Below are 13101 nucleotides of genomic sequence, written 5' to 3' on the forward strand. Positions count from 1 at the left end.
TCGGCGGTGCAGCCCGATGGACAGGTCGTTTCTCAACTACCGTTTCCGGGCTGTCCGTTCTGATCAGCGAGGGCGGCCGGAGTGAGCGGATTCATAGCGGTGACGTCCCGGGGGGCGATGGAGAAGCCCTGCCAGTGGACCGGCATCGGCTGCTGGTCCTCGTCGCGCGCGATGTGGTGGAAGCCGACGTTCACCCAGACCACGGGGTTGGTGAGGGTCTGCCCGTTGACGAACTTGTCGACCGTCTTGGGGTGACCGGTCGCGCAGCCCGGGTTGTTGCTGGCGAACTGCTCGCACTTGTCGTACTGGGTGAAGTAGACGTCGTGCGAAGTGAACGCGTGGCCCGGGTACTTGCTGCTGGCGCCCCGGACGATCTCGTACGACCGCGCGTGCCCGTCCTTGTTCTTGCCGGCCGTGCTGACCACGCGCCACCAGCGCATGTTCTCGGCGTCGCCTGCGAGTTCGTTGGTGACATTGGTGCGGGTGGTCTTGTTGCTGGGCGCCTCCTGGCCGTGCACAGGGGCGCTGACCTTCGAGTCGTACTGTTCGATACGGCTCTTGGAGGAGCCGTCGAGGTCGAAGTCCAGCTTCCAGAAGACGTTGTGGGCGTGGCTGGTGGCGTAGGCGTGGGCGCCCTTGCCGATCGGCCAGCCGCGGCCGTCCCCGGCGTCGTAGTCGCCCGGCGAGAGGCTGCCGGTGGCGCCGACGTTCATGTTGATCGTGCCGTCGTCCTGGAACCGCCACTCGGTCATGTACTCGTACCAGCCGACCTTGTTGACGGTGTAGATCAGCAGGTCCTTGCCCTGCTGCTGGTACACCCGGTTGCCGGTGTCGGCCTGCATCCGGTACGCGTGGCCGCGCGAACGGGTGGTGGTGCACAGACCGTTGACGTCGGGGTGGGCCGGATCCCAGGCCTCGGGGACCTTGACGGTCTTGATGGTGCCGCCGGGGCACTCGGCCGAGGCGAGCGGCACCAGGCCCTGGGCGAAGCCGAAGCCGGTCAGGTCGTCGTACTCGACGCTGCCGTCGTCGTAGGGGACGTCGATCTGGGCGAGCCGGGCGCTGGAGAGCACCTTGATGGGGGCGGCCTCGCCCTTGGGCTGGTAGGAGATGTGCTCCAGGACCAGTCCGGCCTTGCTGTCGTAGCGCCAGCACATCCGCCAGGTGGTGCCGGTGGAGAGCTTCTGCTCGATGCGGTAGGCCGCGGAGCAGTCGGCGGCGGTCGCGGCGGCCCGCTTCGGCTGGGCGACGGCGGGTCCGGCCGCGGTGGTGGCGCCGGCCGCCAGCGCGACCGCGGACAGGCCCACGGCGGCCGTCCTGCGGGCATGGCTGATTCTGGGCGCACGCGTGCTCGCGCGCAGGTTCACGTGCATGACGAAATGACTCCTGGTACGGGAGATGCAGGGTGGAAAGGTGACCGAAGGAGCCGGCTCAGCGGCCGAGCTTCACGACCTTGCGCGCGCTCAGGTCGACGATGAGCGACCTGGCGTCGATCCAGGGCCCGTTCTTCACCTTCGGGAAGAGCCGCACACAGCGGTGTTCGCCGCACGCGTCGAGCGCGGCCGGCTGGGCCCCCGGAGTGGCGCGGTAGACCGCGCTGTTGAGCAGCAGCTGCTGTTCCGGGTCGGCCAGCGCGCTGCCGGTGGCGTCCTTGAAGTCCGCCTTCAGGCCGGCGCCGAGCGGGTCGGCGATCAGCAGCTTGAGCGCCTCGACGTTCTCGTCGTGGCTGAGCGGCGGCTGGACGCCCGTCCGGCTGGTGGTCTGCTCGACCTTGCCGGTGTCGAGGTTGACGGTCCGGGTGACCAGGGTGTCGTCCCGGTAGTCGTAGAACGTCACGTCCGCGCGGCGCGGCGCGTTCGAGCTGTCCAGTTCGCTCGCGTCCGGCTCGGCGAGATCGACGCTGAGCCGCTCCGGGCCGCGCCGGCCCTCGACGTTCTCCCCGGCGGTGAACATCTGCTTGGTCAGAGCGAGTTGTTCGACGCGCTTGGTCTCGTCGTCGGTCAGCGGGTCGCTGCCCGTGCCCTTCTTCCCCTCGGCCGGTGCCTGTTCCACCACGCCCGGCTTGACGGCGTCCTGTCCCTGGCCCGCCTGCTGCGCGGTGACCGCGCCGTTCCCGTCGCTCCCTCCCGACTCGTTCGCCCCTGCCGTGCCCGGCAGGGTGATCCCGACCATCACGGCGGTCCCCGCCACCGCCAGTCCCGCACCGGCCACCACCTTGCCCAGATGGCGGTGCACTATCTTGCGCACATCTTCCCCCTACTCCCCCTTGGTCACAGGGAGTACGTGATTGCCCCACTGGTTCGGCACACTTCGCCACATAAGCCGCTGTGTGCACTGGTCGCCGGGTAAGAGGGCCGTAAGCCAGGAGGGGTTCCATTACTTTCGGGCAGACTCATGACCAAGGCGCCCCCGGGCGCGGGACACACCTGGAAGAGTCGACTTCATGCAGGTCTGGCCTGGAGAGGCATATCCGCTCGGCGCCACGTACGACGGCGCCGGGACCAACTTCGCGGTCTTCACGGAGGCCGCGGACCGAGTGGAGCTGTGTCTGCTGCACGACGACGGCTCCGAGACGGCGGTGGAACTGCGGGAGAGCGACGCCTTCGTACGGCACGCGTACCTGCCGGGCGTGATGCCCGGCCAGCGGTACGGCTTCCGGGTGCACGGCCCGTACGACCCCGGGCGCGGGCAGCGCTGCAACTCGGCGAAGCTGCTGCTCGACCCGTACGCGAAGGCGGTCAGCGGGTCGGTGCGCTGGGGCGAGGAGGTGTACGGCTACCACTTCGGCGACCCCGACAAGCGCAACGACCTGGACTCGGCGCCGCACACCATGACGTCCGTGGTGATCAACCCGTACTTCGACTGGGGCGACGACCGGCGGCCGCGCACCGAGTACCACCACACCGTGATCTACGAGGCCCACGTGAAGGGCCTGACCATGCGCCACCCGGGCCTGCCGGAGGAGCTGCGCGGCACCTACGCGGGCCTGGCCCACCCGGCCGTCGTCGACCATCTGACGGCGCTGGGCGTCACGGCCCTGGAGCTGATGCCGGTCCACCAGTTCGTGAACGACCACCGGCTGGTCGACATGGACCTGAACAACTACTGGGGCTACAACACCATCGGCTTCTTCGCCCCGCACAACGCGTACGCCTCCTGGGGCGACCGCGGCCAGCAGGTCCTGGAGTTCAAGTCGGCGGTCCGGGCGCTGCACGAGGCCGGCATCGAGGTGATCCTCGACGTGGTCTACAACCACACCGCCGAGGGCAACCACCTGGGCCCGACCCTGTCCTTCCGCGGCCTGGACAACCAGTCGTATTACCGCCTGACGGACGACCCGCGTTACTACATGGACACCACCGGCACCGGCAACTCGCTGCTGATGCGGTCCCCGCACGTCCTTCAGATGATCATGGACTCGCTGCGGTACTGGGTCACCGAGATGCACGTCGACGGCTTCCGCTTCGACCTCGCGGCGACGCTGGCGAGGCAGTTTCATGAGGTGGACCGCCTTTCGTCGTTCTTCGACCTGGTGCAGCAGGACCCGGTCGTCTCCCAGGTGAAGCTGATCGCCGAGCCCTGGGACGTCGGCGAGGGCGGCTACCAGGTGGGCAACTTCCCGCCGCTGTGGACCGAGTGGAACGGCAAGTACCGGGACACCGTGCGCGACCTGTGGCGCGGCGAGCCGCGCGCGCTCGCGGAGTTCGCGTCCCGGCTGACCGGCTCCTCCGACCTCTACCAGGACGACGGCCGCCGCCCGCTGGCCTCCATCAACTTCGTCACCTGCCACGACGGCTTCACGCTGCACGACCTGGTGTCGTACAACGACAAGCACAACCAGGCCAACGGCGAGGACAACCGGGACGGCGAGAGCCACAACCGGTCGTGGAACTGCGGGGTCGAGGGCCACACCGACGACCCCGCGATCCTCGAACTGCGCGAGCGCCAGATGCGCAACTTCATCGCCACGCTGATGCTGTCCCAGGGCGTGCCGATGCTCGGCCACGGCGACGAGTTCGCACGCACCCAGCAGGGCAACAACAACGCGTACTGCCAGGACAACGAGGTGTCCTGGGTGGACTGGCCGGCTCCCGAGGACGACAGCGAACTGCTCACCTTCACGCGCGCGATGGCGCGGCTGCGCAAGGAGCACCCGGTCTTCCGGCGCCGCCGCTTCTTCCACGGCCGCCCGGTGGAGGGCACCCACGACGAGCTCTCCGACATCGCCTGGTTCACCCCGGAGGGCCACGAGATGGTCCAGCGGGACTGGGACTCGGCCCAGGCGTCGGCCCTCACGGTGTTCCTCAACGGCAACGCGATCTCGGAACCGGGCACCAGGGGGCAGCGGATCGCCGACGACTCCTTCCTGCTGATGTTCAACGCGTCACCGGACCCGCTGGACTTCGTGGTGCCGGTGAATCACGGCCGGGAGTGGGAGGTGGTGGTCGACACGGCGCACGCCGAGGGGGTGCCACCGGGGCCGAAGGTGGACGCGGGGGCACGGCTGACTCTGGTGGGCCGGAGCCTGGTGGTGTTGAAGAGGCCGGCGTAGGGATGCGTGCTCCGATGGGCTGTGGGGCAGACGCGGGCCGGTGGGGGCTGGTCGCGCAGTTCCTCCCCCAGCCTTCGGCCGGGGGTACCCCCAGCGCCCCTTTGGGGCGCGTACCGCACCCGGTGGCACAGAAGCCGACCAGACGGGTACATACGTCCGCATGACAGCCGAGCGAACCGCCCCCACCGTCCCGACGGCCACCTACCGACTCCAGCTCCAGCCCGGCTTCCCCTTCTCGGCCGCCCAAGCCGCCGTGCCGTACCTCGCTTCGCTCGGCGTCTCCCACCTCCACCTCTCCCCCGTCCTGGAGGCCGTCCCGGGCTCCACGCACGGCTACGACGTCGTCGACCACGCACGCGTGCGCGAGGAACTCGGCGGCGAGGACGCGCTCCGCGCGCTGTCGCGCACCGCGCGGGAACACGGTCTCGGCCTCGTCGTGGACATCGTGCCCAACCACATGGCGATGTCCCCCCGGCACAACCACGCCCTGTGGGAGGTGCTCCGGGAGGGCCCGAAGTCGCCGTACGCGCGCTGGTTCGACGTCGACTGGGAGGCGCAGGGCGGGCAACTGCTGGTGCCGGTGCTGGGCGGGCCGGTCGGCGAGGTGCTCGGGCAGCTGGTGGTCGACGGTGACGTGCTGCGCTACCACGAGCACGCCTTCCCCCTCCGTGACGGCACCGCGGACCTGCCGCTGCCGGAGCTGCTGGACGCGCAGTGGTACCGCCCGGTGTGGTGGCGGCTGGCCCGTACCGAGCTGAACTACCGGCGGTTCTTCAGCATCTCGGAGCTGATCGGGGTGCGGGTGGAGGACCCGGAGGTGTTCGAGGCCACCCATGCCAAGATCCTCCAGCTGCTGCGCGAGGGCGTGGTGGACGGGCTGCGCGTCGACCATCCCGACGGCCTCGCCGACCCCGACGGCTATCTCGCCCGGCTGCACGAGGCGACCGGCGGGCGCTGGACGGTCGTGGAGAAGATCCTGGCCGACGGCGAGCACCTGCCGGCCGGCTGGGCGGTCGCGGGCACCACCGGGTACGACGCCCTGCGCCACGTGGACGGCCTGTTCACGGATCCCGCGGGCGCCGGTGAACTGCTCGGCCAGTACCGGAGGTTCGCGGCCCCGCAGACGGACCGGGGCGGCGACTGGGCGGCCACGGCGCGGCGGGCGGCGTACAAGGTGATCACGCACGAGCTGGCGGCCGAGACGGACCGGCTGACGCGGGCGGCCACGCGCGTGTGCGCGACGTCGCCGGATCCCGCGCTGCGCGACCGGGCGCCCTGGGCGCTGCGCACCGCGCTGCAGGAGCTTCTGGTGCGGATGCGGGTGTACCGGCCGTACGCCTCCGGTGACGCGGCCGCCGTGGTCACCGCGGAGGCCGCCGAGGACGCCCGGCGGGCCTTCGTGGTGCCCGAGGAGGGCGGGGCGGTGGACGTGGTGCGCCGGCTGCTCCTGGCGGGTGACGGGCCGGGGCTCGCGGAGTTCCGGACGCGGTTCGCGCAGACCGCGTCGGCGCTGCGGGCCAAGTCCGTGGAGGACACGGCGTTCTACCGCTACGTGCCGCTGCTGTCGGCGACCGAGGTGGGCGGGGACCCGGGCAGTCCGGGGGTCTCCCCGGAAGCCTTCCACGCGTACTGCGCGCGCGTGCAGCGCGACTGGCCGCTCACCGGGACGGTGGTGACCACGCACGACACCAAGCGCAGTGCCGACGTGCGGGCCGCGCTGGCGGTGCTGACGGAGTGTCCGGAGCGCTGGGCGGACGTGCTGGCCGAAGTGACCCGGAACGGGGAGGGGGTGCCGGACGCGCAGCTGGCCTGGGCGGCCTGGCAGACGGTGTTCGGGCTCGGCCCGGCGGATCCGGAGCGGGTCCGGGGGGCGCTGGTGAAGCACGTGCGGGAGGCGGGCCTGTACACGAGCTGGACGGAGCAGGAGCCGCCGTACGAGGAGGCGGTGGTCTCGTTCGTCGCGGCGGGGCCGTGCGGGGCGCCAGGAGAGCAGGTGGCGGCCTTCCGGGCCTCGCTGGGGCCGCACGTCCGGGCCAACGTGCTGGGCACGGCCCTGGTCCATCTGACGATGCCGGGGGTACCGGACGTCTACCAGGGCACGGAGGGCGAGTACCGGGCGCTGGTGGACCCGGACAACCGACGGCCGGTCTCCTTCCCGCCGGAACATCCGGGCGAGAAGGACGCGGTGACGGCGGCGGCGCTGCGGCTGCGGGCACGGCGCCGGGACGTCTTCGGCGACACGGCGACGTACGCGCCGCTGACCGCCGAGGGGCCGGCCGCGGCGCACTGCCTGGCGTTCGCTCGCTCCGGGGAGGTGGTCACCGCGGTGACCCGGCTGTCGTTGCGACTGGCCGCGGCGGGCGGCTGGCGGGACACGGTCCTGACGCTGCCGCCGGGACGGTGGGCCGACGTGCTCGCGCCGGCGCGGGAGTTCACGGGGCACGCGCGCGTGGGCGAGCTCTTCGACGGGCTGCCGGTGGCGCTGCTGGAGCGGGTGGGAGACGGGGACTGAAGGCAACTGACCGGAACCGGCAGGAACCAGCAGGAACTGACAGGAACTGACGAGAGCCGACGGGGGCTGGCGTCAGAATTCACTCGTACGAGTGAATATGTGGCTGATCCGTCGGTTTACTGAAACTCGTCGGGCGCCGACGGCGTCGGTTATCGGCGCGCGGAGCCGTTCCGCGCCCCTTAATGGCTTCGCACCCCCGTCCGCGCCATCAGCCCCGCCGGCCGACCGCACACGCCTCTGGGCGCCCCCTGGAGCCTCCCCCGGGAGGTTCTTGACAGTTCACCTATGCCGTGCGGGACTGGGGAATGCGAAGCCGGGCGGACAAGTCGGGGGTGAGTCTCCTGCCGGAGCTGCGTTACCCCAGTGTTCCCGAACTCGTCGCCACCGCCCGGGCGCTGGCCGCGCACCGGCCCGGCCTGTGCACGTTGCGGGAGATCGGCGTCTCCCGCGCGGGCAGACCGCTGCACCTGCTGTCCGTCGGACACGCCCGCCGGGCGGTCCTGGTGGTCGCGGGTGCCCACGCCAACGAGCCGACCGGAGGCGGCACCCTCCAGGTACTGGCCGAACGGGTGCTGAACGAGCGGGAGCTGCGGGCGGAGAACTCCTGGCACTTCCTGCTCTGCGCGGACCCGGACGGGGCGAGCCTGCACGTCACCCCGGCCCCGCGCAGCCTGTTCGACTACCACCTCGGCTTCTACCGGCCGGCGGGACCTGAGCAGCCGGAGTGGTCGCCGTCGGTGCTGCCGCCGGACCGGCTGCCGCCCGAGACCAGGGCCCTGCTCGGGGTGATCGACGAACTGCGCCCCTACCTCCAGGTGACCCTGCACGGCACCGACCTGGGCGGCAGCTGGGTGCAGTTGACGAGGGACGTGCCGGGGCTCGCCGAACCGTTCGCCAAGTCCGCGGCGGAGCTGCACATCCCGGTGGAGACGGGCGCCTCGGACGCCGCGGGCTGGCCGCACTCCGGGCCCGGGGTGCGGGTGATGCCCGGTCCGGAGACCGGGGTGGCGTACCCGAGCATGCCGGACGACGCACGGCACAGCACCTGGTACCACGCGCACCGGTACGGCGGTCTCACGGCGGTGGTCGAGGTGCCGATGTGGGCGAGCGACCTGGTCGACGACCCGGCGCCGCACCCGGCGCCGGCGGCGGCGATGCGCCGGCTGGCGCGCCGGCTGCTGCGGGACTCCCGGGAGGTGGAGCGGGTGCTGGCCGAGGTGCTGCCCCGGCTGGACGGCCTCGGCGGCCTGGACGGGCCGCTGCTGCGGGCCGCCCGCTGGGCGCTGGGGCTGATCCCCGGGCTGGCCCAGGACTGGATCCAGCGGCCGCCGGTCGACACCACGATGGCGTACGTCGGCAGCGTCGACGCCTTCGGGCGGCGGCTGCCGTTGCGGGCCGCGTCGATGCTGCTGCGGGTGCTGCGGGAGGCGGACGACCACGCGGCGCCGCGGCTGGAGGAGCTGGTGGCCGCCTGGTGCGAGGCCTACGGCGAGCGTTTCGGGGCCCGCTGGGTGCCGTTGGAGCGCCAGGTGGAGCATCAGTCCCGGACCGTGCTGGCGGCCGCGCAGCACGCCCGTGAGCGGGCGGCGTGAGGACCCGCCCCGGGGCCTGCCCCGGGGGCCGCACGCCGCCCTCGGGCTCAGTCGTCGAGGGCGAAGACCGGACCGGTCCGGGCCGCCATCTGGCAGGAGTTCGGGAACGTCTCGCGGTACTCGATCGGCCTGCCGTTCCACTGGCCGCTCGCCTGGGCGGTCACCGGGGCGTAGACCATCGGGCACATCGCGTCCTTGGCCGGGGTGAGGCGCCCGATGTCGCCGCCCGTCGCGGCGAGTTCCGCACAGGTCTCGGCCGCGTGCGAGTACCCCTGGGGCGGGTCGCACAGCAGGACGGTGCCGCGCGCTTCGCCGGACAGGTTCTCGCCCTGGGTCACGGTCAGGTACAGGTAGTCGTCGCCGCGCGTTCCGGCCGGCGCGGCCTGGGCGGGGCCGGCGGCGAGAAGGGCGGCCACGGCCAGCAGGGCGCCGGCGGCCGCTGTCGCTTTTCTGAGATGTGTCATTCCCCGTGCATCGGCACGGCGGGCTCGGTCCCCCAGTCCGACTCACCCGATCGGGCAAGCCCGCGCAGGTGGCGGTGGGCCAGTTCGAAGGCGCTCAGGACCATCCGTGTCTGGTACTCGGCCTGGCGGGCGACCGGGATCCAGCGCGCGCCCAGGGCGTCGTGGTACCCGGCGCACCAGGTGTCGATCAGCCGGTCCAGGTCGGGCAGGGCGGCGTCCGGGTCGTGGCCGGTGCTGCGCAGGAGCTGGTGCAGCATGCCCGCGGTGCGCAGGGCCAGCCGCCGCCCGGCGATGCGCAGGGCGGCCAGGTGGGCGGAGCTGAGCGGGGGCAGCGGGCGGGTGCTGCGGGTGTCCGTGTCGGGGTCCCAGGCGTCGGCGAGGCCGGGGCAGACCAGCAGGTAGTCGTCGACCGGAGCGAGCAGCCGGGCCGCGTCCGGCGCCGCGGACAGCTGCGGCCGGACCCGGGCCAGGACGCCGTCCAGGAGCTCCGTGTCGCGCCGCAGGGTCCGGCTGACCGAGCGCAGCGCCGCGTCCCGGTCGGCGGGCGGTGTGCCGTCCTGCACGGCGGCCACGCCCCACATGGGCGCCTCGACGATGGCGGTGACGGTGCCGTGCCGGTACGGGTGGAACCAGGTGGACTCGACGGCGGCCTCGGTGATGGCGGCGGCCAGGTCGCCCCGGCGGGGCGGCGGGACGCGGTAGACGGCCGGGCCCAGGGTGGGCCAGTACAGGGTGTCGTAGGCACCGAGTTCGCGGGGGATGCCGAGCCGGGTGGCGGTGTGCGCGAGGCGCCGGTCGAGGCCGGGCAGCTCGCGGGTCAGCTCGACGAAGCCGCCGCCGACGTCGACGCCGTGCAGCGAGCACTGGAGGAAGGGCCGCAGCTCGTCCTGGAGGTCGAGCAGTGCCCGGGTCTCGGGCAGCGCGGCGGCGTCCGCCCCGTCGGGCAGCCACTCGGGCTGCTCCAGGAAGCCGGGTCGGAAGAAGTTCCGGAAGTAGTGGCCCAGGGTGTAAGGCCCGGCAAGCCAGCCCTCGTTGCGCCGTGAGCCGTCGGGGTCCAGGCACAGCAGCAGGTCCCAGGTGACGTCGGCGTCCTCGGTGAGCCTCGGGTCGGCGAGGACGCGGTCGGCGAGGCGCAGCACGGTGGCGCCGCCGACGGGTTCGTTGGCGTGCGGGCCCGCCACGACGAGGGCGTGTCGGGTGCCGTGACCGATGGAAAGCAGCCACATCGGGGTGCCCGCGCGGGAGGTCCCGACCCTGCGCAGCCGGGCGTCCCGGGGGCGGTCGGCGACCAGTGCGGCCGCCCGCGAGGCGAGCTCGTCCACGGACGGGTAGCGGAGGAGGGGCGGCAGGTCACACCTCCACAGAGCGGTGCCGTCGGTTCACATGGTGTGCACGGTGTACGCACAGTCAGTCACGACTCGGGAGGTTCGTCAACACCACGACGGACAAACACTTTTCAGCCACCGCGCAGGACGGGTCCGGGTGACGGCGGGCGGGCCCGGGGTTCAGTCGCTCGCGAGCCGGAAGGCCATCCGGCCGAACCCGACCTGGTCGCCCTCGCGGACGACGGCGGCGCCGATCACCCGGCGGCCGTTCACGGTCGTGCCGTTGGTGGAGCCGAGGTCCCTGAGGACCCACAGGCCGCCCTGGCGGCGGAGCTCGGCGTGCACCCGGGACACCGTCTCGTGGTTGAGCCGCAGCCCGTTGGCGGGGTCTCGGCCGATGCGCAGCGGGTGACCGTTGCCCGGGTGCGGCAGCAGCAGCTTGGGCAGCCGCTCGGCCTGCCAGGCCCGGCGCAGCCGCACGGTGAAGCCGGAGACGGCCTCGACGGTGCCGAAGAGCAGGCGCGTGAAGCGGTTCTCCTGCGGCAGGTCGGCGGTGAGCGCGGCGAGTTCGTCGGAGCGGCGGGCGGCCAGCGCCAGCTCCATGCGGCGCACGAACGTGTCGTGCGACAGCCGTCCCATGGCGACGCCGTCACGCAGCACGCTCAGCACTTTGTCGCGCTCCGCGTCGGACAGCCGCGCGGGGTAGGTGTGGAACTCGAAGGACGACGTCACGCTGCCGATTCTGGGTCAGTGAACCCCGGGTGTCCAGAAAACAGGGAAACGGCCGTCACGCGCGCGTACGTACGGCGACACCCGTTCCGCAAAGCCGGGATTCAAAGCGGATTGATCTCGTTTCACGGCACGATGGACGTACTACCTCACGATGAGCCAGACGAAGGGGACCGTCCGTGCAGTTCGAGGTGTGGGCACCGCAGGCAGACCGTGTGACGCTCCATTGCGACGGCGCCACGCGCGCGTTGGAGCGCGCCCCGGGACGGTCCGGCTGGTGGACCGGGGAGGCGGACGCCGAGGACGGCACGCGGTACGGGTTCGCCCTGGACGACGGCCCGGTGCTGCCCGACCCGCGCTCGCGCCGCCAGCCGGACGGACCGGACGGGCTCAGCGCGGTCGTCGACCACGAGCGCCACGAGTGGCGAGCCGCCTGGCCGGGACGCGCGCTGCCGGGCGCGGTGCTCTACGAGCTGCACGTGGGCACGTACACCCCCGAGGGCACCCTGGACGCGGCTGCCGACCGCCTCGAACACCTGCGGGAACTGGGCATCACGCACGTGGAGTTGATGCCGCTGTGCCCGTTCCCCGGCCGACACGGCTGGGGGTACGAGGGCGTCTCGCTGTGGGCGGTGCACGAGCCGTACGGCGGCCCCGAGTCGCTGAAACGGTTTGTCGACCGGGCCCATGAACTCGGCCTCGGCGTCGTCCTGGACGTCGTGCACAACCACCTCGGCCCGTCCGGCAACTACCTGCCCGCGTTCGGGCCGTATTTCACGGAGGCGCACCAGACGCCCTGGGGCTCCGCGGTCAACCTGGACGCGCCCGGGTCGGACGAGGTGCGCGCGTACCTGGTGGGCAGCGCGCTGGCCTGGCTGCGCGACTACCGGATCGACGGGCTGCGCCTGGACGCGGTGCACACGCTGTGCGACACGCGCGCGTGCCACTTCCTGGAGGAGCTGTCGTCCGCGGTGGCCGGTCTGGCGGCCCAGTCGGGCCGGCCGCTGTTCCTCGTCGGCGAGTCCGACCTGAACGACCCGCGGGTCATCACCCCGCGAACGGAGCACGGGTTCGGCCTGGACGCGCAGTGGAACGACGACTTCCACCACGCCCTGCACGCCGCGCTGACCGGCGAGTCCCAGGGCTACTACGCCGACTTCGCCCGGGCCCCGTTCGCCGCCCTCGCCAAGACGCTCACGGGCGGCTACTTCCACGACGGCACGTACTCCAGCTTCCGCGGCCGCCGGCACGGCCGCCCGCTGGACCGCGCACAGGTGGCCGGGCACCGGCTGCTCGGCTACACCCAGACCCACGACCAGGTCGGCAACCGCGCCCAGGGCGACCGGCTCTCGGCAAGCCTCTCCCCCGGCCTGCTGGCCTGCGCGGCCACGCTGAGCCTGACCGCGCCCTTCACGCCGATGCTGTTCATGGGCGAGGAGTGGGCGGCCGGCACCCCCTGGCAGTTCTTCACCGACCACACGGACCCGGACCTCGCGGAGGCCGTACGACGCGGCAGGCGGCGGGAGTTCGCGGCGCACGGGTGGGCCGAGGAGGACGTGCCCGACCCGCAGGACCCGGCGACCCGGGACCGCTCCTGCCTGGACTGGTCGGAACCGGAACACGAGCCGCACGCGCGCGTGCTGGCCTGGTACCGCCGCCTGCTGGCGCTGCGCCGCGAGCAGGCGGACCTCACCGATCCCGATCTCGCCGACACCAAGGTGGCGTACGACGAGGCGGCACGCTGGCTGGCGTTCCGGCGCGGGGACGTGCGGGTGGCGGTGAACCTGGGCAAGGAGCCGGCCGAGATCCCGCTCGGCACCGGCCGGGTGGAGGTCCTGGCCGCGTGGGACAGCGTGGCGGCACCGGACGCGGACGGGGTGCTGCGGGTGCCGGGCGAGTCGTGCGTGGTGCTGACCCAGGCCTGATC

At 72.4% G+C, this 13101-nt stretch carries 9 protein-coding genes; 4 read left to right on the forward strand and 5 right to left on the reverse strand.

Annotated elements, in window-relative coordinates; translation table 11 throughout:
• Nucleotides 1-32: 32 nt before the first annotated feature.
• Together ACFY6U_RS03355 and ACFY6U_RS03360 are read right to left on the reverse strand one after the other, a co-directional pair.
• On the reverse strand, nucleotides 33-1373 hold the full coding sequence (locus ACFY6U_RS03355) for a copper amine oxidase (protein ID WP_390034836.1): 1341 nt from the start codon (nucleotides 1371-1373) through the stop codon (nucleotides 33-35).
• A gap of 58 nt (nucleotides 1374-1431) precedes the next feature.
• The gene (locus tag ACFY6U_RS03360) at nucleotides 1432-2247 is read right to left on the reverse strand and encodes a Tat pathway signal sequence domain protein (protein WP_390034837.1); all 816 of its coding nucleotides are present in this window, start codon (nucleotides 2245-2247) and stop codon (nucleotides 1432-1434) included.
• A gap of 196 nt (nucleotides 2248-2443) precedes the next feature.
• On the opposite strand from ACFY6U_RS03360, the gene glgX reads away from it, so the two are divergent.
• From glgX to ACFY6U_RS03375, 3 genes are all read left to right on the forward strand, one after another.
• Nucleotides 2444-4552, forward strand: a complete 2109-nt coding sequence (gene glgX, locus ACFY6U_RS03365; RefSeq protein ID WP_390034838.1) for a glycogen debranching protein GlgX — start codon at nucleotides 2444-2446, stop codon at nucleotides 4550-4552.
• 160 nt (nucleotides 4553-4712) lie between these two features.
• Complete coding sequence (gene treY / locus ACFY6U_RS03370) at nucleotides 4713-7064, forward strand: malto-oligosyltrehalose synthase (RefSeq protein WP_390034839.1); 2352 nt, start codon at nucleotides 4713-4715, stop codon at nucleotides 7062-7064.
• 332 nt (nucleotides 7065-7396) lie between these two features.
• Entirely contained in the window at nucleotides 7397-8656 is a 1260-nt protein-coding gene (locus ACFY6U_RS03375; RefSeq protein WP_390035191.1) for a M14 family zinc carboxypeptidase, read from the forward strand.
• A 47-nt stretch (nucleotides 8657-8703) separates the two neighbouring features.
• Here ACFY6U_RS03375 and ACFY6U_RS03380 read toward each other — a convergent pair whose 3' ends face one another.
• The 3 genes from ACFY6U_RS03380 to ACFY6U_RS03390 all read right to left on the reverse strand — a co-directional run bounded on the left by ACFY6U_RS03380 (nucleotide 8704) and on the right by ACFY6U_RS03390 (nucleotide 11177).
• On the reverse strand, nucleotides 8704-9120 hold the full coding sequence (locus ACFY6U_RS03380; protein WP_390034840.1) for an SSI family serine proteinase inhibitor: 417 nt from the start codon (nucleotides 9118-9120) through the stop codon (nucleotides 8704-8706).
• Nucleotides 9117-10442 carry a M14 family zinc carboxypeptidase gene (locus ACFY6U_RS03385; RefSeq protein WP_390034841.1) on the reverse strand — a complete coding sequence of 442 codons (1326 nt, stop codon included), beginning with the start codon at nucleotides 10440-10442 and terminating at the stop codon, nucleotides 9117-9119. The genes ACFY6U_RS03380 and ACFY6U_RS03385 overlap by 4 nt, the downstream gene beginning before the upstream one ends.
• Nucleotides 10443-10625: 183 nt before the next feature.
• Nucleotides 10626-11177: an FHA domain-containing protein gene (locus ACFY6U_RS03390; protein WP_390034842.1), complete on the reverse strand. Its 552-nt coding sequence runs from the start codon at nucleotides 11175-11177 to the stop codon at nucleotides 10626-10628.
• A gap of 176 nt (nucleotides 11178-11353) precedes the next feature.
• Here ACFY6U_RS03390 and treZ point away from each other — a divergent pair, with 176 nt between their 5' ends.
• Nucleotides 11354-13099, forward strand: coding sequence for a malto-oligosyltrehalose trehalohydrolase (treZ, locus tag ACFY6U_RS03395; RefSeq protein WP_390034843.1), 1746 nt, complete (start codon nucleotides 11354-11356; stop codon nucleotides 13097-13099).
• The last annotated feature ends 2 nt before the right edge of the window (nucleotides 13100-13101 follow it).

The organism is Streptomyces sp. NPDC013157, assembly GCF_042899865.1.
Taxonomy (GTDB): Bacteria; Actinomycetota; Actinomycetes; order Streptomycetales; family Streptomycetaceae; genus Streptomyces.

Excerpts from the sequence above, each read along its gene's own strand:
- glgX (WP_390034838.1), top strand. The coding sequence starts at position 2,444 with ATGCAGGTCTGGCCTGGAGAGGCATATCCGCTCGGCGCCACGTACGAC.
- ACFY6U_RS03380 (WP_390034840.1), bottom strand. The coding sequence starts at position 9,120 with ATGACACATCTCAGAAAAGCGACAGCGGCCGCCGGCGCCCTGCTGGCC.
- ACFY6U_RS03355 (WP_390034836.1), bottom strand. The coding sequence starts at position 1,373 with ATGCACGTGAACCTGCGCGCGAGCACGCGTGCGCCCAGAATCAGCCAT.
- treY (WP_390034839.1), top strand. The coding sequence starts at position 4,713 with ATGACAGCCGAGCGAACCGCCCCCACCGTCCCGACGGCCACCTACCGA.